Origin of the sequence: Micromonospora sp. NPDC050276, assembly GCF_044459545.1 — a bacterium.
GTDB lineage: Bacteria > Actinomycetota > Actinomycetes > Mycobacteriales > Micromonosporaceae > Micromonospora.
On sequence record NZ_JBITJA010000001.1, the window covers coordinates 399,630 to 424,222 of the forward strand.

A 24,593-nucleotide genomic window follows, 5' to 3' on the forward strand; every position below is an offset into this window, starting at 1 on the left:
CCATACGCACCACCACCCACCTCCCGGCCACCACGCCGCCGCGAACCACCCGCCGCCATCACCACCGCTGGTGCCTATTGGTATGCAGAGCAAAGGGCGCGCGCGGGCGTGGAGTGCTCAGAGCGGGCGGGTGTAGCGGAGCTGGGGCGTGCGGGCCGTACCGATGTGTTCCTCGCGTTCCGCTCCGGTCGGGGTCCATCCGCCGCGCTCGTAGAAGGAGCGGGCGTGGGTGTTGTCCCGCAGCACCCAGAGCACGGCACGGTTCCAGCCCTGCGCCCGCATGGCGTCCAACGCGTCCACCATCAGGGCGCGGCCGACGCCGCGGCCCTGCTCGGCCGGGTCGAGGTGGATCGCGTTGAGCAGCCCGGTGGCGGGGTCGGCCTCGTCGTCCGGGCCGAGGTGGCTGAACCCGACCACCGCCCCGGCCCGTTCGGCCACGGTCATCCGGTGGGTGTCCCGCTCCCACTGCCACCGCTCGACCCAGTAGCGCCCCATCGCCTCCGGTGTCGGGTCGGCCAGCGCCTCGGCCGGCAGGAAGGCGGAGTAGGCGGCGACCCGGGAGCGCTGGTGCAGGGCGCCCACCGCCATCAGGTCGCCGTCAGTCGCGGGGCGGAGCGTGATGGTCACCCGGCCGAGGTTACCCGGCGCGGTGGGAGCTGCACCGTGGTCAGATCCTCGGCGATGATCAGTTCACCGTCGAAATGGGCTCGCGCCTCGTCGTGGAACCCGCGCGGGTCGGGGTAGCGCTGGGAGAAGTGGGTGAGCACGAGTCGGCGTACCCCGGACTCGGTCGCCACCCGGGCGGCCTGCGCCGCGGTCAGGTGGCCGACCTCGGCGGCGAGCGCGGCCTCCGACTCCAGGAACGTCGACTCGATGACCAGCAGGTCGGCGTGCTCCGCGAGGGCGTACACCCCGTCGCAGAGACCGGTGTCCATCACGAACGCGAACCGCTGCCCGGGCCGGGGCACGCTCACCTCGGCCCGGGTGACGCGGCGTCCGTCGAGGTCCAGGTGCCCGCCGCGGATCAGCTCGCCGACGGCCGGCCCGGCGATGCCGTACGCGGCCAGCTTCTCCGGCAGCATCCGGTGGCCGTCCGGCTCGACCAGCCGGTAGCCGTACGTCTCGATGGGGTGCCGGAGCCGTCGTGCTTCCAGCGTGCCGCAGCGCAGGGCGATCCGCTGCCCGTCGGCCTCGATGGGCTCGACCCGCAGTTCGGCGGTCTCGTAGAAGGAGGTGGCGTGGCGCAGTCGGGTGAAGTACTCGGCGCCGCCGGCGGGGAAGTGCACGGCGACCGGGTGCGCCACCCGGTCCAGGGAGAGCCGTTGGATGGTGCCGGGCAGGCCGAGGCAGTGGTCGCCGTGGAAGTGGGTGACGCAGATCCGGGTCAGATCGGTGGCCGTGACCGTGGTGTGCAGGAGCTGACGCTGGCTGCCCTCACCCGGGTCGAAGAGGATCACCTCGTCGTCCCAGCGCAACACGTACCCGTTGTGGTTGCGCTGGCGGGTCGGCGCCTGGCTGGCCGTTCCCAGCACCACCAGCTCGCGCATGGACATCGCCACTCCCGCGGATATGGAGCGACCCCCGGGGCACTCCGCGCATGTGCGCGGGCCGGCTGGACTTGGCCGGCACCCCGGGGGTCGGGTGGCTGTCGTGGATTCGCCGCACCGCTGCCACACGGTCTCGACGATGGTGCTTTTGCCCGCCTCGCGGCGAGCCGATCACTGTCGAGGACAGCGGCTAGCTGACAGCCACCTCACGAGTCCGATTGCTATACAAGTCTGGACCACCTCCTTTCACGTGTACGGCCACGCTATCGAGTTCTCGTCGGGCTCGGCAACGGATTTCGATCACAGGCCAAACGGGAATGCCCGGCCACCTTCTCGGCGGCCGGGCATCACGTGGGTTCAGGCGGCCGGTGGTCAGCCGCCGACGCGGGCCACGCCGACCGGGCAGCTCAGCCCGTTCGGGCCGTGGTTGCAGTACCCGTTCGGGTTCTTGGTCGGGGCCAGGTACTGCTGGTGGTAGTCCTCGGCGAAGTAGTAGCTGCCGAGCGGTGCGATCTCGGTGGTGATCTGACCCTTGCCGGCCCGCGTCACGATCGGCTGGAACGCGTCCCGGGACGACTCCGCGATGGTCCGCTGCTCGTCGGTGGTGGTGTAGATCGCCGAGCGGTACTGGGTGCCCACGTCGTTGCCCTGGCGCATGCCCTGGGTCGGGTCGTGATTCTCCCAGAAGACCTTCAGCAGGTCCTCATAGTTGATCTTGCTGGGGTCGTACACCACCTGAACGACCTCGGCGTGCCCGGTCCGGCCGGAGCACGTCTCCTCGTACGTCGGGTTCTTGGTGATGCCACCCGCGTAGCCGGCGGAGGTGGTGTAGACGCCGGGCAGCGTCCAGAACAGTCGCTCGGCACCCCAGAAACAGCCCATGCCGAAGACCGCGACCTGAAGGCCCTCGGGGAACGGGCCCTTCAACGGGGTGCCCAGCACCTCGTGGCGGTCGGCGACCGGCATGGCGATCGGGCGGCCCGGCAGGGCCTGGTCGGGCGTGACCATCTCGGCGTTCATACGGCGCAAAAACACGGTGGGGATCTCCTCTCGTACCGCTCGCAGCGTGTAACACCGGAGGGTCCTGCTTCCTTACCCGCGCCGCCGTGACTCAGGCCCACGGGGGAGTGCTGCGGCGACCCGGTCTGCGTACGTCTGGGCCTCGGTGTCGTCGTCGTACCGGGTGCGCGGCCAGAAAAAACCGCGCAACCCATCGCCCTTGGTGCGCGGGACCACATGGGTGTGCAGGTGGGGCACCGATTGGGACACCTTGTTGTTCATGGCCACGAACGTCCCACCAGCACCGAGAGCGGTCTCCACCGCCACCGCCAGCCGCTGGACCATGGCGAAGTAGCCGGGCAGCAGGTCGGCCGGCAGCTCGACCAGGGTCACCAGGTGCACCCGGGGCACCACCAGCACGTGCCCCTTGAACACCGGCCGGGTGTCCAGGAACGCCACCCCGTCCGGGGTGTCCGCCACCCGGAACGCCGGCACCTCGCCCGCCACGATCCCGCAGAACACGCAACCGCTCACCGGGCCAGGCTATGCCGGCGACCCCGGGCGGTCCGGCCCCTGCCCGGGAGCACGGGTTCCGTTCCAGCCCTCGCCGACGGGGCACTAGCCTCACCAGAATGAGTCACGGCTTCGAGACGCTCGCCATCCACGCCGGTCAGGACCCTGAGGCCCGCACCGGCGCGGTGATCCCACCGATCTACCAGACCAGCACGTACGCGCAGGACGCCGTCGGCGCGCCTCGCCTCGGCTACGAGTACAGCCGCTCGGGCAACCCGACTCGTGACGCGCTCCAGGAATGCCTGGCGGCGCTCGAGGGTGGGCCGGTGGGGCTCGCCTTCGCCAGTGGCCTGGCGGCGGAGGACACCCTGCTGCGGGCCGTGTGCCAGCCCGGCGACCACGTGGTGATCCCGGACGACGCGTACGGCGGCACGTACCGGCTCTTCGCCCGGGTCGCCCAGCGCTGGGGCCTGGAGTTCAGCCCGGCCAAGGTCTCCGACCCGGCTGCGATCCGGGCGGCCGTGCAGCCCGGTCGCACGAAGATCGTCTGGATCGAGACGCCGACCAACCCGCTGCTCGGCATCGCCGACATCGCCGCCCTGGCCGCCGTGGCACACGACGCGGGTGCGCTGCTGGTGGTCGACAACACCTTCGCCTCGCCGTACCTCCAGCAGCCGATCGCGTACGGCGCGGACGTGGTGGTGCACTCCACCACCAAGTACATCGGTGGGCACTCCGACGTGGTCGGCGGCGCGCTCGTCGTCGCCGACGCCGGGCTCGGCGAGGAACTGCGCTACCACCAGAACGCGATGGGCGCGATCAACGGCCCGTTCGACGCCTGGCTCACCCTGCGGGGCATCAAGACCCTCGGGGTACGCATGGACCGGCACTGCGACAACGCCGAGCGGCTCGCCGCGTACCTCGACGGGCACGCCAAGGTGGCCCAGGTGATCTATCCGGGCCTGCCGTCGCACCCTGGTCACGAGGTGGCCGCGAAGCAGATGCGCCGGTTCGGCGGCATGATCTCGTTCCGCGCCGCCGGGGGTGAGGACCACGCCGTGGAAATCTGCAACCGCACCAAGCTCTTCGTGCTCGCCGAGTCGCTGGGCGGCGTGGAATCCCTGATCGAGCACCCGGGTCGGATGACACACGCAAGTGCTGCCGGCTCGCCGCTTGAAGTTCCCGGCGATCTCGTGCGACTGTCTGTCGGCATCGAGACGGTCGACGACCTACTCGCCGATCTGGAGCAGGCGCTGGGCTGACCGCTGGGGAGGATGGCCGTGCAGGACATCATGGCGACCTGGGTTGGGGCGACCGCCAAGCAGATCGCCCGGGGCGTACGCCGAGGTGACGTCTCGGCGACCCAGGTCGTCGCCGACCACCTCGAGTACATCTCCCGAGCCGACCGTGAGCTGGGCGCGTTCCGCGCCGTTCGCGGCGGTGAGGCGATCACCGAGGCGGAGAAGGTCGACGAGCAGGAGGACCTGGCCAACCTGCCGCTGGCCGGGGTTCCGGTGGCGGTCAAGGAGAACACCCCGGTCGCTGGCCTGCCCACCTGGAACGGTTCGGCGGCCGCCCGCACCGACGTCGCGGAGGCCGACCACGAGGTGGTGCGTCGGCTGCGCGGCGCCGGCGCGGTGATCCTCGGTGTGACCCGGATGCCGGAGCTGGGGCTGTGGGCGGTCACCGACGACGACACCGTGGTCACCCGCAACCCGTGGGACAGCACGCGTACCCCCGGTGGGTCCTCCGGTGGGGCCGCCGCCGCCGTCGCCGCCGGGCTGGTGCCGATCGCGCACGCCAACGACGGTCTCGGTTCGATCCGGATTCCCGCCGCCTGTTGCGGCCTGGTCGGGCTCAAGCCCGGTCGGGGTGTGGTCCCCTGCCAGCTGGGCGCGGACGACTGGTTCGGCCTCACCGAGCACGGCATGCTGACCAGCACGGTCGCCGACGCGGCGGTCGGCTTCTCGGTGCTCGCCGGCCGGCGTCCGGAGAAGCTGGTTCCCCCGCAGCGCCTGCGGGTGGGCGTCTCGCTGCGCTCCCCGGTTCGCGGCGTCGCACCGGACGCGCCCAACCGGGACGCGGTCGCCGCCGCCGGCCGACTGCTCGCCGCCGCCGGGCACGACACGGTGCCGGCCGATCCGGTCTACCCCACCGCGCTCGGTCTCCAGGGCATCGCCACCTGGTTCGCCGCGGCCGCCACCGACGTCCGGGCTTCCGGGCTGGACCGGCGTGGCCTGCAACGGCGTACCCGGCGGCACGTCGCGTTGGGCGAGTGGGCGCAGCGTCGCGGCTACGTGCGGGAGGCCGACCGGGCTGCCTGGCGGCAACGGTCGGTCGACTTCTTCACCGACCACTCGGTCGACCTGTTGCTCACCCCGGCGTTGGCCACCGCGCCACCCGAGGCGGCCCGCTGGTCGGAGCGGCCCTGGCGGGCGAACATGACAGCCAGCATCCGGTACGCCCCGTACGCCGCGCCCTGGAACATCGCCGGCCTGCCGGCGGTCGTGGTGCCGGTCGGCCGCCGCCCGGACGGCCTGCCGGTCGCCGTGCAACTGGTCGGTCCGCCCGGCTCGGAGCTGCTGCTGCTCGGGGTGGCCGGCCAGTTCGAGATGACCGCACCGTGGACGCGCCACGCTCCCGGCTATCCCCGGGTCGGCACGGGATCACCGGCCACCGCCTGACCGTCGACGGTGTGCGCGGCGTCGGGCACGCCGGTGTCGCCGGTAAGGGTTCCGGCGGCGGGTGGCACGATCGGGGCATGACGGAACTGGTCGGTCTCGACGACGTGCGGGCCGCACGGGAGTTGCTCGCTGGCGTCACCCGCACCACCCCGCTGGAGCCCTCCCGCCCGCTCAGCGCGGCCCTGGGCGGCCCGACCTGGCTCAAGTGCGAGAACGTGCAGCGCGCCGGCTCGTACAAGGTGCGGGGCGCGTATGTGCGGATCTCCCGGTTGTCGGCCGCGGAGCGGGAGCGCGGCGTGGTGGCGGCGAGCGCGGGCAACCACGCGCAGGGCGTGGCCCTCGCCGCCGGCCTGGTCGGCACGCACGCCACCGTCTTCATGCCGGTCAACGCGCCGCTGCCGAAGGTGGCCGCCACCAAGGGGTACGGCGCGCAGGTCGAGTTGGCTGGGAACACCGTCGACGAGGCGCTGGTCGCCGCGCACACGTACGCCGAACGCACTGGCGCGGTGCTGATCCACCCGTTCGACCACCCCGACGTGATCGCCGGGCAGGGCACGGTGGCGCTGGAGATCCTCGAACAGTGCCCGGACGTGAAGACGATCATCACCGGCGTGGGTGGCGGGGGTCTGATCTCGGGCATGGCGGTGGCCGCGAAGGCGTTGCGGCCGGACGTCCGGATCATCGGCGTGCAGGCGGCCGGTGCGGCGGCGTTTCCGCCCTCACTGGTGGCCGGGGAACCGGTCCGGCTGCCCGTCTTCGCCACCATCGCCGACGGCATCGCCGTCGGCCGGCCGGGGGAGATCACCTTCAACCACGTACGCAAGCTGGTCGACGAGATCGTCACGGTCTCCGAGGAGGACATCTCCCGGGCCCTGCTGATGCTGTTGGAGCGCGGCAAGCAGGTGGTCGAGCCGGCCGGGGCGGTCGGCGTCGCCGCGCTGCTGGCCGGCGTGGTCGAGGTGGAGACGCCGGTGGTCGCGGTGCTCTCCGGGGGCAACATCGACCCGTTGCTGATGCTGCGGGTGATCGAGCACGGGTTGGCCGCGGCGGGTCGCTATCTGCGGGTGACCGTCCGCTGTTCGGATCGGCCGGGGCAACTCGCGTCGCTGCTCAGCCAGATCGCCGAGCACCGGGCCAACGTGGTGGACGTTGAGCACCAACGGGCCAACCCGCACCTCAGCCTCGGCGAGGTGGAGGTGGCGCTGTCGGTGGAGACCCGGGGCGTCGAGCACTCGGACACGCTGATCAGCGCGTTGCGGGCCAGCGGCTATCAGGTGGTCTTCGCGGCCGAGGCGTGACACCGGTGGGTGCCACGCCTCGGATGCGCTGGTTGGGAGCGGGTGCCGGCGTCGGTCAGCCCGGCCGACGGTGGATCGCGCGGTTGACGACCGTCAGCCGGCGAACGGCTCGAAGCTGACCACGGTCACCTTGATGTCGGCGCCGCTGGGCGCCGTGTAGGTGCAGGTCTGCCCGGGTCGGCCGCCCAGGATCGCCTTGCCGAGCGCGGACTCGGGGCTGTAGACGGTCAGGTCGGTGGTGGCGGCGATCTCCCGGGAACCGAGCAGGAAGGTCTCGGTGTCGTCGGTGTCGTCGTCGAAGTAGATCGTCACGACCATGCCGGGCGACACCGCGTCGGCGGTGGGGGCCGTGCCGACCTTCGCGGTGCGCAGCAGCTCTTGCAGGTAGCGGATGCGACCCTCGGCCTTGCCCTGCTCCTCGCGGGCGGCGTGGTAGCCGCCGTTCTCCCGCAGGTCGCCCTCCTCGCGCCGAGCGTTGATCTCGGCTGCGATCGCCGGACGGTTGGCGATGTGCTCGTCGAGCTCGGCCTGGAGGCGGTCGTACGCGTCCTGCGACAGCCAGGTGGCGGGCGCCTCGTTGCCAGTGGACACAGGCGTTCTCCTCAGTTGTGCGTGGCTGGCTGACAGGTGAACTACCAAGTTACCAGTGCGGTACGACACAGCGTGTCGGCCATCACCGCCGGTGTCCGGATCCAACACTTGCGGTAGGCGCTCGGTCAACCTGGTCGCTGATGCTGTTCGGGCAGCTCAGGACGCCTGTTGGCAGCGCAGAACCTCGCCGATGAACGGCCGCGCGGTGGTGGCCAGGCGGTGCCGGGTCGTGACGTGCCGGTCGCCGGGATCGGCGGTCACGGTGACCTGTTCACGGGCCACCTCGGCGCCGGAGCGGTCCCGGGCGCGCAGCACGCAGACCGCTGATCCGCCCGGCGGCACGGTCACCCGAAAGTCGACAAGTACCTGGTTGTCCGTGATGTCGGTGTACGTGATCACCTGGGCGTCGTAGACCGGGTCACCGTACTGGCGGTAGAGCCGGACCGAGATCACGGTCAGCGTCGCCACCAGCGCCAGCAGGACCAGCGCGGCCAGCAGCGTACGGCGGCGCTTTCCGCCCGGCGCGCGACGGCGGCCGTAGCGTCCGGCCGGGAATACCGGCGCGCCTGGTGAAATTGTGGCGTGCGTCTCGGTCACCGGCGGGTATCTCCTGGCGTTGTTGTCGGCGGCATCGGCAAGAATGACAGAGCCCCATCCTCCCACCCGATCCAGCGGCAGGAATGGCAGGTCGTGCCCGGCGCTGGTGGTCGGCGACAGGGTGTGGTGAGGAAAGATCCCGGCAGGTCAGCCGGTCGAGCCCGGTCGGGTCCACCGTCCGGCACAGACGAGGAGCGCCGAAGTTGGCAGAGCAACTGCGTCTCATGGCCGTGCACGCGCACCCGGACGACGAGTCGAGCAAGGGCGCGGCGACGACGGCGAAGTATGTCGCTCAGGGGGTGGACGTCCTGGTCGTGACGTGCACGGGCGGCGAGCGCGGGAGCGTGCTCAACCCCAAGCTCGATCGGCCCGACGTGTGGGCCAACATCGGCGAGATCCGGCGTGCCGAGATGGACGCCGCGCGAGCCATCCTCGGCATCGACCAGGCCTGGCTCGGCTTCGTCGACTCGGGCCTGCCCGAGGGTGACCCGCTGCCGCCGCTGCCCGAGGGCTGCTTCGCCCTGCAGGACGTCGAGGTCGCCGCCGGCCCACTGGTGCGGCTGATGCGCGAGTTCCGTCCGCACGTCGTGACCACGTACGACGAGGAGGGTGGCTACCCGCACCCGGACCACATCATGTGCCACAAGGTGAGCGTGGCGGCCTTCGAGGCCGCCGGTGATCCGGAGCGCTACCCGGAGCTGGGCGCCCCCTGGCAGCCGCTGAAGCTCTACTACGACATCGGCTTCTCCAAGGCCAAGATCATGGCCTTGCACGAGGGCATGCTGGCCGCCGGTCTGGAGTCGCCCTACGAGGAGTGGCTCAAGCGGTGGGAGGATCGGCCCGACAAGGGCCCCCGGATCACCACCCGGGTGGAGTGCGCCGAATACTTCCCGGTCCGCGACGACGCGCTGCGCGCCCACGCCACCCAGGTCGACCCGGACGGCTTCTGGTTCCACGTGCCGATGGAGCTGCAGCAGCGGGCCTGGCCGACAGAGGATTACCAACTCGCCCGCTCAATGGTCGACAGCCCGCTGCCCGAGTCGGATCTCTTCGCCGGAGTGCGGGAGACGGCGCACGCACGTTGATTCCGGGCGGGGCTACCCTGGTTACCAACCGCACATCGGAGGAACGCCATGCTGACCGCTGCACAGGTGCTCGCGGAGAACAACTTCGGGGACACCCGCACGGGTGGTCTGGCCGGGCCGATGGGCCTCTTCCTCATCCTGCTGCTGGCCACCGCGACCATCCTGCTGATCCGTAACATGAACGCTCGGCTGCGCCGCCTGCCGGACCGTTTCCCGCAGCAGTCCGGGGCGGCCGATCCGACCAGGGCCGATGCGGCAGTCGTCGATCCGACAGACGGGACCGACGGGCGTGATTCATCCACGCCCGCTCCCAACGGGCACCAGCAGCACCTGAACGGGTAGTCCGCGCATGAATCACGCCGAACCGGGTGGTCGCCCCCTGTTGCGACCACCCGGTTTGGCTTAGCCTTCCGCCGGGGGGACCAAAAGTCTCCGAGCCGTGTGCGGGAGGGGGCGCCGATGACCAGCACAGCACCGGCCGCCCGCCGCGACGTCGGTCGGTCGGCTGACGGGGGAGGTCGATGACCTCCGGTCCGGCCGGCGACCCGTTCGATCGGCTCGGGGTGCGTGGCACTCCGGGTCGGCTGCTCGTGCTCACCGCCGCCGTGACGCTGACCGCCTTGGCCGCCGCCGCGGTCGGCTTGACCCTCCCGGTCCGGCTGCCGGCCGACGACCCCCTCGGTGGTCCGGCCCGCTTCGGCATCGCCGTCGCCGTCCTCGCCCTGGCCCAGCTCGCCCGACTGCGGTTTCGTTCGGCCGCGGGCATGGTCAGCATCACCTGGGGCGAGGCCGCTCTGATCGTCTGCCTCTACCTGACTCCCGCCGGTTGGCTCCCGTCCGCCACGCTGCTCGGCACCGGGCTGGCCTGGACGATGCTGTCCCTGCACAACGACCGCCGTCCGGCCCTGGAGATCCTCCGGATCGCCGCGTCGTTGGCCGCCGCATCGGCACTGGCCGTGTCCGTGACCACCGCACTGGGGCGGCCACTGCTCTCCCCGCCCACCCCGATGCTGGCGCTGGCCGTGATCGCCGGTTCGGTGACCTACCTCCTGGTGACCGCCTGGCTGGGCGGGGTGACGCTGGGCCTGCGACACGGGTTGCCGATCGGTCCGCCGCTGCTCGCCGCGCTGCGCGGCAAGCTGCTGATGTTCGTCGGCAACGTGGCGGTCGGCCTCGTCGTGGTCGCTCTGCTGGAGCTGGATCCGCGCTGGTTGCTGTTGCTGCCGCCGCTGCTGTGGCTGCTGCAACAGACCTACCGTTACCGGCTGCGCTCCGATCAGGAGCGCCGCACCTGGCGTGCCTTCGCCGAGGCCACCGCGGCCCTCAACCAGCTGGACGAGCGGGGCGTGGCCAGCGCGGCGGTCACCGGAGCGCTGACACTGTTCAACGCCGAACTGGTGGACGTCGACGTGGCGCGGGCCGATGGCCGGTGGCACCGCTACCGAGGCGACGCCAGCGGGCAGTTTGTCGACCGGGAGGCGGCTCCACCGGACCAGTCCGAGCCGGACGAGCACGAGCTGAGCCGGGCGCTGGCGGTCGGTGCCGCGCCGGTCGGTCGGCTGCGGGTGCGGTTCCCCCGCTCGGCCCCGCCCACGGCCCGGGAACGCGACGCGGTGGCCGCGTTCGGCGACGCGCTCGCCGCCGCGTTGCACGACGCCGCGACTCACCACGAGCTGCGGCTGGTGACCGCTCGTTCGTCGTACGAGGCGGTGCACGACCCGCTCACCGGGCTCGCCAACCGGGCGGCGATGCTCAGCAAGGGTGACCAGTCGTTGCGGCAGCTCGCCCACGACCACCCGGTGGCGCTGCTGCTGCTGGACATCAATCAGTTCAAGGAAGTCAACGACACCCTCGGCCATGCCGCCGGTGACCAGCTGCTGCGGCTGACCGCCAACCGTCTCAACGCGCTGGTCCGCTCCGGCGATCTGCTCGGCCGGCTCGGCGGCGACGAGTTCGCCCTGCTGCTCACGGCGGTGCCGGTGCTCGGCGACCGGGCCGCCCCGATGGCCCACGCGTTGCGCCAGGCCCGCGAGATCGCCGAGCGGCTGGCCGCGCCGACTGAGGTGGCCGGCGTACGGATGTCCATCGAGGTCTCGGTCGGCGTGGTGGTGGCCGCCGCGGGCACCGCCGACCTGACCGAGCTGCTGCGCCGGGCCGACATCGCGATGTACCAGGCCAAGGAGGGCGGAGGCAACGTCGCCGCGTACGACGGCGCCCGCGACGCGGCCAGCACCGATCAGCTCGCCCTGCTGGCCGAGCTGCGGGAGGCGTTGAAGGTCGACGATCAGCTGGTGCTGGCGTTGCAGCCCGCGGTCGACCTGGCGACGGGTGCGCCCACCGGGGTGGAGGCGCTGATCCGTTGGCAGCACCCCCGGCGGGGGTGGCTGAACCCGGCCGACTTCATCCGGCCGGTGGAAAACAGCGAGCAGCTCGGCACCTTCACCCGCTACGTGCTGAACAAGGCGCTGAGCGTGGCCGCCAGCTGGGCCCGGGAGGGACTGGACGTCCCGATCTCGGTCAACCTGTCGGCGCGCAGCCTGCTCGACCCCCGGTTGCCGGCGGAGATCGCCGAGGCGCTGCGCCGCCACCAGGTGCCCCCGCACCGGCTCGTCCTGGAGATCACCGAGACTGTGGTGATGAGCGAGCTGGAGGTCATCGACGAGGTGCTGGCGACATTGCGGGCGATGGGCGTGCAACTCGCGGTCGACGACTTCGGCACCGGCTTCTCGTCGCTGACCTTCCTCACCCGCATCGCGGTCGACGAGTTGAAGGTGGACCGCTCGTTCGTGATCCGGATGGCCGACTCGCCGGAGGCCGCGGCGATCGTCCGGACGACGGTGGGCCTCGCCCACGAGTTGGGGCTGCGGGTGGTCGCCGAAGGAGTGGAGACCGCCGAGCAGCGGATGGCCCTGGCCGAGCTGGGTTGCACCTCGGCGCAGGGCTACCACTTCTTCAAGCCGATGCCGGCGGACAAAATCGGCGCGGTGCTGGGGTCGCTGCGCGACTCGGCGGAGTCGAACGTGTTCCGGCTCCGCGCCGACGGCGCGTCCTGAGCGACCGGCGCGACCTCGGCCGACCGGTTTCCGGGCATGGTGTCCGGGTGGAGCCCGCGCCGTCCGGGCCGAGGCTGGCTATGGTCGTCAGGTGAACCGACTCGCCGACGCCACCAGTCCGTACCTGCTCCAGCACGCCGACAACCCGGTCGACTGGTGGCCCTGGTCGGACGAGGCGTTCGCCGAGGCGAAGCGGCGGGACGTTCCGGTGCTCATCTCGGTGGGCTACGCGGCCTGCCACTGGTGCCACGTCATGGCGCACGAGTCGTTCGAGAACGAGCAGGTCGGCGCCCTGATGAACGACAACTTCGTGTCGATCAAGGTGGATCGTGAGGAGCGCCCGGACGTGGACGCGGTCTACATGACCGCGACCCAGGCGATGACCGGCCAGGGCGGCTGGCCGATGACCGTCTTCGCCACCCCGGACGGCACCCCCTTCTTCTGCGGCACCTATTTCCCGCGACCCAACTTCGTCCAGTTGCTCCAGTCGGTCGCCACCGCCTGGCGCGAGCAGCGCGAGGCGGTGCTGGGCCAGGGCGCCGCCGTGGTCGAGGCGATCGGCGGCGCGCAGGCCGTGGGTGGCCCGACCGCGCCGCTGGACGCACCGCTGCTCGACGCCGCGGCCGCCAAGCTCGCCAGTGAGTACGACGGGACGAACGGCGGGTTCGGTGGCGCCCCGAAGTTTCCGCCGCACATGAACCTGCTCTTCCTGCTGCGCCACCACCAGCGCACCGGCGACCCGGGCAGCCTGGAGATCACCCGGCACACCGCCGAGGCGATGGCCCGGGGCGGCATCTACGACCAGCTCGCGGGCGGCTTCGCCCGGTATTCGGTGGACGCGCACTGGACGGTGCCGCACTTCGAGAAGATGCTCTACGACAACGCGCTGCTGCTGCGGGTCTACACCCAGCTGTGGCGACTCACCGGTGACCCGCTGGCCCGCCGGGTCGCCCGGGACACCGCCCGGTTCCTCGCCGACGAGCTGCACCGGCCGGGGCAGGGGTTCGCGTCCGCCCTGGACGCCGACACCGAGGGCGTCGAGGGGCTCACCTACGCCTGGACGCCGGCCCAGCTCGTCGAGGCGTTGGGCGAGGAGGACGGCCGGTTCGCCGCCGACCTGTTCACCGTCACCGACGAGGGCACCTTCGCCTCTCATTCCGCCTCCGCGCCGCAAGGCGGCACTCCGGACGGAAAGAAGGGCGTTGAGCACGGCATGAGCGTGCTCAAGCTCGCCCGGGACGTGGACGATGCCGTGCCCGAGGTGCGCGCCCGCTGGCAGCAGGTGGTCGGGCGACTGCTCGCCGCCCGGGACACCCGCCCGCAGCCGGCCCTCGACGACAAGGTGGTGGCCGCCTGGAACGGCCTGGCGATCACCGCCATCGCCGAGTTCCAGCAGGTCGCCGCCCTCTACGCGTCCCCGCAGGACGAGGATGCCAACCTGATGGACGGCGTGACCATCGTCGCCGACGGGGCGATGCGCCAGGCCGCGGAGCACCTGGCCAGCGTGCACCTGGTGGACGGCCGGCTGCGCCGGGTCTCCCGGGATGGCAGGGTCGGCGAGCCGGCTGGCGTCCTGGAGGACTACGGGTGCGTGGCCGAGGCCTTCTGCGCGCTGCACCAGCTCACCGGCGAAGGCCGCTGGCTCACGCTGGCCGGCGAGCTGTTGGACACCGCCCTGGCACACTTCGCCGCGCCCGGTGGCGCCTTCTACGACACCGCCGACGACGCGGAGCGGCTGGTCGCCCGGCCGGCCGACCCGACCGACAACGCCACCCCGTCCGGCCGGTCGGCGTTGATCGCCGGTCTGGTGGCGTACTCGGCGTTGACCGGGGAGACGCGCTACCGGGAGGCCGCCGAAGCCGCGCTGGGCACGGTCGCGCCGATCGTCGGGCGGCACCCCCGGTTCACCGGGTACGCGGCCATGGTCGGCGAGGCGTTGCTCTCCGGGCCGTACGAGATCGCCGTGGCCACCGACGACCCGGCCGGTGACCCCCTGGTGGCCGCCGCCCACCGGCACGCCCCGCCCGGGGCGGTGGTCGTCGCCGGGCGCCCGGACCAGCCGGGTGTGCCGCTGCTCGCCGACCGTCCGCTGCTTGAGGGGCGCTCCGCCGCGTACGTCTGCCGGGGTTTCGTCTGCCAGCGTCCGGTCACGTCGGTGGAGGACCTGATCGCCGAGCTGCGCTGAGCGCACCGCCACGCCCAGTAGTCGCCCGACCCACACACCGGGTGGTCTCCCCAACACCCCCCGAGGCGGGTCGCCGGCCCTCCGGGTGGGGCACGTCGGCGGCCCGGATAGGCTGGCCGCGCTATGGATTCCCGTACCGGTCTGCCAGTTGTCGGCATGGTGGGTGGCGGCCAGTTGGCCCGGATGACCCACCAGGCCGCGATCGCCCTCGGCCAGTCACTGCGTGTGCTCGCAACCGCCCCCGACGACGGCGCGGCGCTGGTCGCCGCCGACGTCCAGTACGGCGACCACACCGACCTGGCCGCCCTGCGCACCTTCGCCAAGGGCTGCGACGTCGTCACCTTCGACCACGAGCATGTGCCGTCCGAGCACATCCGCACGTTGGCGGCGGAAGGGGTGACCCTGTACCCGCCCGCGGACGCCCTGCTGTTCGCCCAGGACAAGCAGGTCATGCGGGAACGCCTGACCGAGTTGGGCGCGCCCAACCCGGTGTGGCGGCCGATCGGCGAGCCCGCGGACCTCGTCGGTTTCGGCGAGCAGGTCGGCTGGCCGGTGGTGCTCAAGGCGGCCCGCGGAGGCTACGACGGTCGGGGCGTCTGGATGGTCGACGACGCGGCGCAGGCCAGCGAGTTGGCGACCACGCTGCTCGCCGGCGGCACCCGGCTGATCGTCGAGGAACGGGTGCCGTTGCGGCGGGAGTTGGCCGTGCAGGTGGCCCGTTCGCCGTTCGGTCAGGTCGCCGCGTACCCGGTGGTCGAGACGGTGCAGCGCGACGGCATCAACGTCGAGGTGCTGGCCCCGGCCCCCGGCCTGGACGAGGAGCTGGCGGTCGCGGCCCAGCAACTCGCCATCGATTTGGCCACCGCGCTCGGTGTGATCGGGCTGCTGGCCGTGGAGCTGTTCGAGATCCGCGACGACGCCGGCCGGCCCGCGATCATCGTCAACGAGCTGGCGATGCGCCCGCACAACTCGGGGCACTGGACCATCGAGGGTGCGCGGACCTCGCAGTTCGAGCAGCACCTGCGGGCCGTGCTGGACTACCCCATGGGGGACACCGCGCTGGCCGCCCCGGTGGTGGTGTCGGCGAACGTGCTCGGCGGTGAGCCGGGTGGAATCTCGATCGACGAGCGGTTGCACCATCTCTTCGCCGCCGAGCCGGGCGCCAAGGTGCACCTGTACGGCAAGCAGGTGCGACCCGGCCGCAAGATCGGGCACGTCACGGTGCTCGGCGACGACCTGGACGATCTACGGGCACGGGCCGCACGAGCCGCGCGCTGGCTGCGCGAGGGGCACGAGTGAGCCACGCTTTCGGGAACGACGAGAGGGCCGCAGTGAGCACGGTTGGGCTGATCATGGGCAGCGACTCGGACTGGCCGACCATGCGGGCCGCCGCCGAGGTGCTGGACGACTTCGGTGTGGCGTACGAGGTACGGGTGATCTCGGCGCACCGGACGCCGGTCGCGATGATCGAGTACGGCCGGGACGCCGCCGACCGGGGCCTCAAAGTGATCATCGCGGGGGCCGGGGGTGCCGCCGCGCTGCCGGGCATGGTCGCCTCGGTGACGCCACTGCCGGTGATCGGAGTGCCGGTGCCGCTGAAGCACCTCGACGGCATGGATTCGCTGCTGTCCATCGTGCAGATGCCGGCCGGGATCCCGGTCGCCACGGTGTCGATCGGCAACGCCCGCAACGCGGGCCTGCTCGCCGTCCGGATCCTCGGCGCGGCCGACGAGGGCCTGCGCGCCAAGATGGCGACCTACCAGCAGGACCTGGAGAAGCTGGTGGCTACCAAGGAAGCCGCCCTCCAAGCCACCCTGCGCTAGTCCCCGGGGGCGCAGCCCCATCCTCAACGGGGTCGATCATGGAGTTGTGGTGCCCGAAAAAGGGCGTTGCGGGTTTTTTGTCTCCCACCACAACTCCATGATCGACGCGGACGCGGACGCGGCGGCGGCGGACGCGGCGGCGGCGGGCACACGAACCCGGCCCACTCGCCGTGCCCGCTCGCCCACGCCGCAGGGACCCTCCGGTTTATCTCATTCCGCGCAGGGCTGTTTGTAGGCGCTCTTGGGCTCGGCGGCGGCGCTCGTTGCTCGCGCCGAGGACCAGGAGCAGGATGCCGACCGGGATCAGCGCCAGCCACGGGCCGAGGCTGAACAGGGCGTGGATCGCGGTGATCGCGGTGACCGACGCGCCGACGATCACCGGCGCCTGCTGCCGACTGGACGAACCGAAGACCAGCACCGCGACCGCGCCGAGCAGCAGCAGCATCTGCCGCATCGTGCTGGACTCGGTGGCCAGCACGATGGCCAGCGTCGGCACGAACGCGGCGACCAGCGCCGGACCGTACGCCACCCAACTGCTCAGGTCGGGTCGGTGGCGCAGCTCCAGCACTCCGACCAGGAGCGCCAACGCGGCGAACGGCAGCGTGTACGCCTCGGGCAGCGCCACGTCGGCGACGCGCATCAGGATCCACCACGCGGTGATCTCGCAGACCACCACCGCCCAGAACAGGATCCGGCGTTCCACCGGCCGGCGGCCGGGCCGGGTCGCCGCCACGCCGAGGACAGCACCCCAGGCGGCCAGCAGGGCGGCGATGTGTCGGGGCGAGTCGAAGGCGAGCGCCAGGGCGATCAGAGCGGCCGCGTACCCGCTCCACTGCACCGTGGCGGCCTCCCGCTGCGCCTCCGGTTGGCGCAGCCGCGGCAGGACCGCCGCGAACACCTGCAGGGCCGCTCCGACCGCGAGCACCCCGAACGCCGACCAGACCGCAGCCAGCCCGGCGACCAGGCCGGCGGTGAGGACGAAGAGCTGTGCCATCAACGAGGCGAAGAGCCAGCCGAGGATGCGGGCTCGCTGGGTGGTCCCGAACAGGGCCGCCACCGCGCCCACCCCGACCGCCCCGCCGAGGGTGAACAGGGTCAGCTCGCGGGCCGCGAGACTGCCGGCGAGCCCGGCGCCGCCCGCCGCCAACCCGATGACGAACACCAGGACACGGGCCAGCCGCAGCGAGCGGGCCGGTTCGACCAGCGGCGGTGGTGGGGTCAGCGCGAGCCCGAGCATCGCGATGGTGAAGACGGACAGCGCCGCGAGGGTGCTGGCCGGCCAGCCGCTGCCCAGCGCGATGGGTGCGATCAGCAGCGTGACGGCGGCCCCGGGCAGCACCACCGGCACGGCACGGGAGCGTCGACCGCCGCTGAAGCCGGTGGCGGCGAGCGCCGCCGTCGCGGTGAGCAGCAGCGCGGTGAGCACGTGGGTGGGGTCCACCACGTCCGGGGGTGGGGTGAGCAGTTCCGGCGGTGGGCCCTGCCAGATCCGGGTCAGCGTGCGGTGCGGCTCGACCAGGGCGGCAACCAGCGCCGGGGCGATCGAGGCGAGCGCCAGGGCGGTCGGAAGGGCCGCCACGGCCAACGCACCCGCGGCCGGGTTGACACGCCACCGCCGTCGCTCCGGGTCGTCGGGCAGCCGTCGGAGCGCGCCGTCGAGTCGTACCGCCCAGCGCCGAACTGGCTGGGCGGAGCCGGTGGGCGGCACGGTGGCCCCCCGGATCAGCTCGGCCAGCACACCGAGCAGGGCGGCGGCCGCCGCGTAGACGCCGGCGGCGAGGCCGGTGGGGATGGCGGCGAGGGCGCTGATGGTGGCCCCGCCGACCACCGCCACGCTGACCCAGGGCAGATATTGGGGTACTTGCCGGCGGACCGCGGCCACGGCGGCCAGGCCGAGGCTGGTGGCGGCCAGCGCGGCGGTCAGCACCACCTGCGCCGAGTGTTCGAACTCGGCCGCCAGCGCCGCCACCGCACCGGGGAGGGCCAGCAGGGCGGCCCCGATCGCCGCACCACCGATCTGCACCAGGTGCGGCGGCATTCCCTCGGTGTCGATGTCGCCAACCTGTGGGCTGGCGAGGACGCGGGCCAGCGTGGCCACCACCACGCCGATCAGCGCGATGCTGCCCAACGCCAGCGCCGTGGTCCACGGTCGGACCAGTCCGGCTCCGGCGGCGTGCAGCGCGACGACGCCGGCCACGGTGGCCCGGGACAGCCCGGCGCGGGCCTCCTCGGTGGCCACCGAGGCCATGCCGAACACGGTGGCCACCATGCCGCCCACCAGGACCGGTGACCACCAGGCCAGGTCGAATGCGGCCGGCGCGCCGATCGTGGCGAGCACCACCGCCACGCCGGACACGTCCCAGCGCCAGGGCGGTGGGAGCAGGATGCCGGCGGCGAGGGCCAGCAGCGCCAGAGCGACCGGCGCCTGCCAGGTGGCGCCGCCGACGGGGGCGGCCGGCCAGTCGGCCAGGTCGCCCCTCCAGATCGGGCCGGGGGTGGCCAGCACACCGACCCCGCCGCGGATGGCCGACCAGCCGGCGAGCACGCCGATGAGGGCACCGCCGACGGCGAGGCCGAGGATCGGCCCGCGTCGCCACTCCTCGGGCATGCTGCGGGCGCCCACCGCGACCACCAGGAGCAGGGCGGCGGCCACCGCCAGCTGCCCGCCCGGGGCGAGTACGGCCCCGATCCGTACCAGCGTGGCGACCAGGGCGGTGGTGACCGCCGCGGCGGCCAGGTCCGAGCCGTCGAGGGTGAGGTCGGCCCGACGGCCGGCGTCGATGGACGGGGCCAGGAAGAGCAACACCGCCGCGACCAGCAGGAGCGCGCCCACCCAGGCATCGGCGACGGTCGCGCCGGGCGCCCCGAACGCGGCGGCGGTGACCATCAGCGCCCCCAGGCCGGTGCCGACCGACAGCGGCACCGGGATGCGGCGCTGGGAGACCTGCACGACGGCCGCGTAGCCGAGGGTCACGCAGACCGCCAGGAAGCTGGCCGCCAGGATCGGGACGGTCACCTCCCGAAGGCTGGCCGGAGTGGGGGTCGGGTCGCTCGGCATGGTGGCGGCCACGAACGCGGCCACCGCGCCGGGCAGCGCGAACGCGGCCCCGCCGGCGGCCCAGGCGGTGACCGTGTCGGAGGCGGCCGAGGCGATCCGGACCCGGGGCGCCAGCGCGACCAGCGTGCCGGCCACGAACAGGGTGATCAGGACCGCGGCGGTGAGGGTGGGACTGGCCAGGCTGGCACCTGCGCCGAAGAGGCCTACCACGGCCGCCCCGATGGCGTGCGCCGCCGCGGCCCGGTCGGTACGGGCGGAGAGCCCGATCACCCCGATGCCGACCGCGGTGATCACCATCGGCCAGGGTGCGGTCGCCCAGCCCAGACCGAACGAGGCCGGAACGGCGAGCGCGGTCAGTGCCGCGCCGGCGACCGCGAACTCGCGGCGGATCTCGCTGGGCAGGGCCAGCACCGCCGCGATGGTGAGCAGGAATGCGGCGCCCGCGAGCTGCCAGGTGGTCGGCCCGACCGCGGCGGCCAACTCGCTCGGGTACCGGCTCAGGTCGGCGTCCCAGGCGGGCAGAGCTCCCCGGACCGGGGCCACCCCGGCGCGCAGTGCGCCGCCGGCTACCACCAGACCGCTGACGGTCAGCGCCACCGCCGAAGCGATCTGTGGGCCACGTCGGGCCGCCTCCGGCACCGCGCGTACGGCCAGCCCCGTCACCGTGATGACCGCCGCGATCAGCAGCAGCGCCCGGCCGGGGAGCGCCACCGAGGCGATCCGGCTGAGCGCACCGATCACCGCCAGGGTGACGATGCCGGCCGCGACGTCCGGCAGCGGTGGGCGACGCAGCACCAGCGCACCGGCCAGCCCGATCATGGCGGCCAGCAGCAGCACCACCCCGGCGCCGGTCGCGGTCGGCACGGTCTGCGCCCGCAGCAGGGCGGTGACCGCGTACGCCAGGGAGACGGCGACCGCCACCGCGTGCAGCAACCAGGTCAGCTCGCGCAGACCGGGCACCGGGCGGGTCGGCAGCGGGTCGGTGGAGCCCCCGCTGACGTCGATCAGCTCGGCGGCCTCCTCCGGGTCGCCCTCGGGTCGGCTCTCGGCGTCGCGTTGCCGGGGTGCCGACGGCGGGCCCGGCGGTGGCAGGTCCTGCCGGACGGGACGTTCGACGGCCACGCCGGAGCGGGCCAGGCCGAGATTGACGAGGGCAACCAGGGCCAGCACCAGGGCCCAGCCGTCGGGGCCGCTGATCTGGTCGTACGCCAGCAGGGGTAGCACCGGCTGCGCGGCGAGCACGGTGGCGAAGCGGGGCGCGCGCAGACCCGTCCACCTTGCGTACCCGAGTGCGACGGCGGCGGTGACCGCGAAGATCACCCCGGCGAAGACCGTGGCGGACGCGCCACCGGCGCCGATCCGGTCGACCGCCCAGAGGGCGTTGCCGGCGAGCGGCACCAGCAGCAGGCCGACCGCGGCGATGGTCTCGGCGGTCGAGGTGAGCCCGCGCCGGGCCAGCGCCGGTGGGGCGAGCAGCATCAGCACGGTGGCCAGGAGCAGGATGCCGAGCCGGGCCAGCGCGTCCATCGAGCTGGTGGCCACCGCGGCGAAGACCACCGCGGCCACCCCGAGCAGCAGCGCGCCGAGCCCGAGAGGGATGTTCTGTACCTCGCGCGAGGACGCCTCGGGCGGGTGCTCCGGGTCGTCCGCGTCCAGCCAGCTGGCCCGGGGCGGGGGCGGCGGTGGGTCCTCCGGGGCGGGTGGGGTGCCCTGGCGGGGCACTCGGGGCGGCGCTCCGGTGGTGGCGGTCGGTGGCCGCCGGCCGGGCCGGCGGCGCAGCACCCGACGTGGCCGGGTGGCCTGCTTGATGCGCTCCTCGCCGGCGTGGGCGAGGATGTCCCGCTGGAAGAGCGCGGCCTGCATCTTGGCGGCGATCTGCCGCTGCTCGCGCGCGATGGCTGCGTCGCGCGCCTTCATCTCCGCGATCGAACGCTCAATGTCCGCCAGGTGCTCGACCCACTGTGGTTGATCTGCCCCACAGTGCGGGCATCGAACGGCCGGCTTGATCTCCCGGCCGCACGAGGAGCATTGAAAGGTCGCCACGACACCCCTCCACCCGCACTGTGGACTCCCACTGTCGCAGCATGCCCAAAGCTGGCGCGGATTTCGACTCTTGTCGGCGGGTCCGGGGCAAACAACGACACCGGCCGGCCATCGAGATGCTCGATGACCGGCCGGTGGGCGTCGGTTTCGTCAGGGGCGACCCATGCCCCGGTACTCCCAACCTGCCTGGGTCCACAGTGCGGGGTCGAGGCAGTTGCGGCCGTCGACGACCTTGCGGCCGCTGACCAACTCGCCGAGGGCGACCGGGTCGGCGTTGCGGAAGTCGGCCCACTCGGTGAGGACGCAGACCAGGTCGGCGCCGCTGACCGCCTCGTTGATGCCGCTCTCGTAGGTCAGCTCGGGAACCGCACGGCGCGCGTTCTCGGTGCCCTGCGGGTCGTACACGTGCACCTCGGCGCCGGCCTTGTGCAGCAGCGCGGCGACGGCGAGCGCCGGGGCGTCGCGGACGTCGTCGGTGTTGGGCTTGAAGGTGGCGCCGAGCACGGCGATCCGGGTGCCGGAGAAGTCCGGGCCGGCGGGGCCGGAACGGCGGCCGAGCAGGTCCGCGGCGAGCTGGAGCACCCGGGTGCGGCGGCGCAGGTTGATCAGGTCGACCTCGTGCAGGAAGCGCAGCGCCTCGCCGGCGCCCAGCTCCTGGGCGCGGGCCTGGAAGGCGCGGATGTCCTTGGGCAGGCAGGCGCCTCCGAAGCCGAGGCCGGCCTGGAGGAAGCGGTTGCCGATCCGCGGGTCGTAACCGATCGCGCGGGCCAGCTGGGTCACGTCACCACCGGACGCCTCGCAGACCTCGGCCATCGCGTTGATGAAGGAGATCTTGGTGGCCAGGAAGGCGTTCGCGGCGACCTTGACCAGTTCGGCGGTGGAGAAGTCGGTGACCACCAGGGGCACCTCGCGGTCCTCCGTGGCGGCCAGGTCGAACACGCCCTTGTGCGCGGCGTAGAGCATGCCGTTGGCCCACTCGCTCTTGACACCGACCACGATCCGGTTGGGCCGCAGGACGTCGTCGACGGCGAAGCCCTCCTGGAGGAACTCGGGGCTCCACGCCACCTCGACGTCCAGGTCGTCGGGGGTGTGCTTGCCGACCAGCTGCTCGACCCACTCGGCGGTGCCGACCGGCACGGTGGACTTGCCGACGATCAACGCCTTGCGGGTCAGGTGCTGCGCGAGGCTGGTGACCGACGCCTCGACGTACGACAGGTCGGCGCCCATGCCGTCGGCCCGCTGGGGGGTGCCGACGCAGATGAAGTGCACGTCACCGAAGTCGGCGGTCTCGGCGATGTCGGTGCTGAACCGGAGGCGGCCGGCGGCGAGGTTGCGCCGGAGCAGCTCGTCCAGGCCGGGCTCGTGGATCGGCACCTGACCCGCGTTCAGCATCGCGATCTTGTCCGCGTCGACGTCGAACCCGAGTACCTCGTACCCCAGCTCCGCGTAGCAGATGGCGTACGTCGCACCGAGGTAACCGGTCCCCAGGAACGTCACCCGCGGCCGGGGTGCGCCTGAGGGCGGGGTCACCGCGGCGATGGCGGGGGTCGGCTGGATGGTGGGGTAGGGGATCGTCACGCCTGTCTTCTCCGCTCGCACTGGCGTCGCGTCGTCGCGTCGCATTTTGCTGCGGCGCCTGGGCGGGGCACCGGAGGGGTGGCTACTGTCTCGGTCTCCATCATCGCCCAGCGCGGTAGGTGCACCATCTTGCCCATACCTACGCGCCGGTAACATCACCTGAACTGCAGTCGCTAGTCTTCAGTCTGCGCGGTCGGCGGTCAGGAGTCGTCACAGACTGCGCATGATAGCGGTGAAGGGGAGGGCCGAGATGGCCGCAGGGGAGTCGTTCGACGTCTACCGGTTGCCCGAGGAGCACCAGGCGATCCGGGAGGCGGTGCGTGCGGTCTGTGCCGCGAAGGTGGCGCCGCACGCCGCCGAGGCCGACGAGACCGGGGAGTTCCCCAAGGCGTCCTACGACGCGCTGCGGGCGGCCGACTTCCACGCCCCGCACATCCCCGAGGAGTACGGCGGCGCGGGCGCGGACGCGCTGGCCACCGCCATCGTGATCGAGGAGGTTGCGCGCGCCTGCGCGTCCTCCTCGCTGATCCCGGCGGTGAACAAACTCGGCACGATGCCGCTGTTGTTGGCCGGTTCCGCCGACCTCAAGAGCCGCTACCTGACGCCGGTCGCGGCCGGTGACGCGATGTTCTCGTACTGTCTCTCCGAGCCGGAGGCGGGCAGCGACGCGGCCTCGATGACCACCCGGGCGGTACGTGACGGGGATCACTGGGTGCTGAATGGTGTGAAGCGCTGGATCACCAACGCCGGGGTGTCCGAGTTCTACACCGTCTTCGCCGTCACCGACCCGGCTGCCCGGTCCCGGGGCATCTCGGCCTTCGTGGTCGAGAAGTCCGATCCTGGGGTGAGCTTCGGTGCGCCGGAGAAGAAGCTCGGCATCAAGGGCTCGCCCACCCGCGAGGTCTACCTCGACAACGTGCGGATCCCCGCCGACCGGATGATCGGCGCGGAGGGCACCGGCTTCGCCACCGCGATGAAGACCCTGGACCACACCCGGGTCACCATCGCCGCGCAGGCCGTCGGGATCGCGCAGGGCGCGCTCGACTACGCGATGGGGTACGTGACCGAGCGCCGACAGTTCGGCAAGGCGGTCGCCGAGTTCCAGGGGATCCAGTTCATGCTCGCCGACATGGGCATGAAGCTGGAGGCGGCCCGGCAGCTCACCTACGCGGCAGCCGGCAAGTCGGAGCGGGGCGACGCCGACCTCACCTACTTCGGTGCGGCGGCGAAGTGCTTCGCCTCGGACGCCGCCATGGAGATCACCACCGACGCCGTGCAGCTGCTCGGCGGCTACGGCTACACGCGGGACTACCCGGTCGAGCGGATGATGCGCGACGCCAAGATCACCCAGATATATGAAGGCACGAACCAAGTGCAGCGAATCGTCATGGCACGGGAGCTGCTGAAGGGCTGATCCGGGGCTGTTTTAGCAGCTCAGGGCGGGTGTAGACGGGGCGATCGCCTTGGCCACGCAGTGTGGCTGAGTGATTACCTTGTGGGATATTTGTGGTCACCCCAGAACGCTTTCGGTTGGCGTTC

At 72.4% G+C, this 24,593-nt stretch carries 18 protein-coding genes; 10 read left to right on the forward strand and 8 right to left on the reverse strand.

The window, feature by feature from the left end; all coding sequences use genetic code 11:
- Positions 1–117: 117 nt before the first annotated feature.
- The 4 genes from ACIBF8_RS01900 to ACIBF8_RS01915 form a co-directional block, all read right to left on the reverse strand.
- Positions 118–627 (reverse strand): GNAT family N-acetyltransferase, encoded by a 510-nt coding sequence (locus ACIBF8_RS01900; protein ID WP_396780431.1) that lies wholly within the window; start codon positions 625–627, stop codon positions 118–120.
- Positions 624–1,553 carry a ribonuclease Z gene (locus ACIBF8_RS01905; RefSeq protein WP_396780432.1) on the reverse strand — a complete coding sequence of 310 codons (930 nt, stop codon included), beginning with the start codon at positions 1,551–1,553 and terminating at the stop codon, positions 624–626. Before ACIBF8_RS01905 ends, ACIBF8_RS01900 begins: the two co-directional genes overlap by 4 nt.
- Positions 1,554–1,919: 366 nt before the next feature.
- Complete coding sequence (gene msrA / locus ACIBF8_RS01910; protein WP_396780433.1) at positions 1,920–2,582, reverse strand: peptide-methionine (S)-S-oxide reductase MsrA; 663 nt, start codon at positions 2,580–2,582, stop codon at positions 1,920–1,922.
- Positions 2,583–2,639: 57 nt separating this feature from the next.
- Positions 2,640–3,080, reverse strand: a complete 441-nt coding sequence (locus ACIBF8_RS01915) for an HIT family protein (RefSeq protein ID WP_396780434.1) — start codon at positions 3,078–3,080, stop codon at positions 2,640–2,642.
- Positions 3,081–3,178: 98 nt separating this feature from the next.
- Between ACIBF8_RS01915 and ACIBF8_RS01920 the strand changes: the two genes are divergently transcribed.
- From ACIBF8_RS01920 to ilvA, 3 genes are all read left to right on the forward strand, one after another.
- Positions 3,179–4,321: a cystathionine gamma-synthase gene (locus tag ACIBF8_RS01920; protein ID WP_396780435.1), complete on the forward strand. Its 1,143-nt coding sequence runs from the start codon at positions 3,179–3,181 to the stop codon at positions 4,319–4,321.
- A gap of 12 nt (positions 4,322–4,333) precedes the next feature.
- The gene (locus ACIBF8_RS01925) at positions 4,334–5,743 is read left to right on the forward strand and encodes an amidase (protein ID WP_396780436.1); all 1,410 of its coding nucleotides are present in this window, start codon (positions 4,334–4,336) and stop codon (positions 5,741–5,743) included.
- 77 nt (positions 5,744–5,820) lie between these two features.
- The gene (gene ilvA / locus ACIBF8_RS01930) at positions 5,821–7,041 is read left to right on the forward strand and encodes a threonine ammonia-lyase (protein WP_396780437.1); all 1,221 of its coding nucleotides are present in this window, start codon (positions 5,821–5,823) and stop codon (positions 7,039–7,041) included.
- A 93-nt stretch (positions 7,042–7,134) separates the two neighbouring features.
- Here the strand turns inward: ilvA and greA are convergent, their stop codons facing one another.
- Both greA and ACIBF8_RS01940 read right to left on the reverse strand, forming a co-directional pair.
- Entirely contained in the window at positions 7,135–7,632 is a 498-nt protein-coding gene (greA, locus tag ACIBF8_RS01935; RefSeq protein WP_396780438.1) for a transcription elongation factor GreA, read from the reverse strand.
- A 156-nt stretch (positions 7,633–7,788) separates the two neighbouring features.
- Positions 7,789–8,229 (reverse strand): DUF4307 domain-containing protein, encoded by a 441-nt coding sequence (locus ACIBF8_RS01940; RefSeq protein ID WP_396780439.1) that lies wholly within the window; start codon positions 8,227–8,229, stop codon positions 7,789–7,791.
- Between the two features lie 203 nt (positions 8,230–8,432).
- Between ACIBF8_RS01940 and mca the strand changes: the two genes are divergently transcribed.
- From mca to purE, 6 genes are all read left to right on the forward strand, one after another.
- Positions 8,433–9,314 carry a mycothiol conjugate amidase Mca gene (gene mca / locus ACIBF8_RS01945; RefSeq protein ID WP_396780440.1) on the forward strand — a complete coding sequence of 294 codons (882 nt, stop codon included), beginning with the start codon at positions 8,433–8,435 and terminating at the stop codon, positions 9,312–9,314.
- Between the two features lie 48 nt (positions 9,315–9,362).
- Entirely contained in the window at positions 9,363–9,656 is a 294-nt protein-coding gene (locus ACIBF8_RS01950) for a hypothetical protein (protein WP_396780441.1), read from the forward strand.
- 179 nt (positions 9,657–9,835) lie between these two features.
- Positions 9,836–12,367: a putative bifunctional diguanylate cyclase/phosphodiesterase gene (locus tag ACIBF8_RS01955; RefSeq protein WP_396780442.1), complete on the forward strand. Its 2,532-nt coding sequence runs from the start codon at positions 9,836–9,838 to the stop codon at positions 12,365–12,367.
- Positions 12,368–12,458: 91 nt separating this feature from the next.
- Positions 12,459–14,552, forward strand: coding sequence for a thioredoxin domain-containing protein (locus ACIBF8_RS01960; RefSeq protein WP_396780443.1), 2,094 nt, complete (start codon positions 12,459–12,461; stop codon positions 14,550–14,552).
- Between the two features lie 123 nt (positions 14,553–14,675).
- Positions 14,676–15,851 (forward strand): 5-(carboxyamino)imidazole ribonucleotide synthase, encoded by a 1,176-nt coding sequence (locus ACIBF8_RS01965; protein ID WP_396780444.1) that lies wholly within the window; start codon positions 14,676–14,678, stop codon positions 15,849–15,851.
- A gap of 32 nt (positions 15,852–15,883) precedes the next feature.
- A complete protein-coding gene (gene purE, locus ACIBF8_RS01970) occupies positions 15,884–16,375 on the forward strand; it encodes a 5-(carboxyamino)imidazole ribonucleotide mutase (protein WP_357270881.1) in 492 nt (163 codons plus the stop codon).
- A 205-nt stretch (positions 16,376–16,580) separates the two neighbouring features.
- On the opposite strand, the gene ACIBF8_RS01975 is transcribed toward purE, so the two are convergent.
- Together ACIBF8_RS01975 and ACIBF8_RS01980 are read right to left on the reverse strand one after the other, a co-directional pair.
- Positions 16,581–21,476 (reverse strand): SCO7613 C-terminal domain-containing membrane protein, encoded by a 4,896-nt coding sequence (locus ACIBF8_RS01975; protein ID WP_396780445.1) that lies wholly within the window; start codon positions 21,474–21,476, stop codon positions 16,581–16,583.
- Between the two features lie 150 nt (positions 21,477–21,626).
- Entirely contained in the window at positions 21,627–23,054 is a 1,428-nt protein-coding gene (locus ACIBF8_RS01980) for a UDP-glucose/GDP-mannose dehydrogenase family protein (protein ID WP_363610006.1), read from the reverse strand.
- Between the two features lie 250 nt (positions 23,055–23,304).
- On the opposite strand from ACIBF8_RS01980, the gene ACIBF8_RS01985 reads away from it, so the two are divergent.
- Positions 23,305–24,468 (forward strand): acyl-CoA dehydrogenase family protein, encoded by a 1,164-nt coding sequence (locus ACIBF8_RS01985; protein WP_396780446.1) that lies wholly within the window; start codon positions 23,305–23,307, stop codon positions 24,466–24,468.
- Positions 24,469–24,593: the final 125 nt, after the last annotated feature.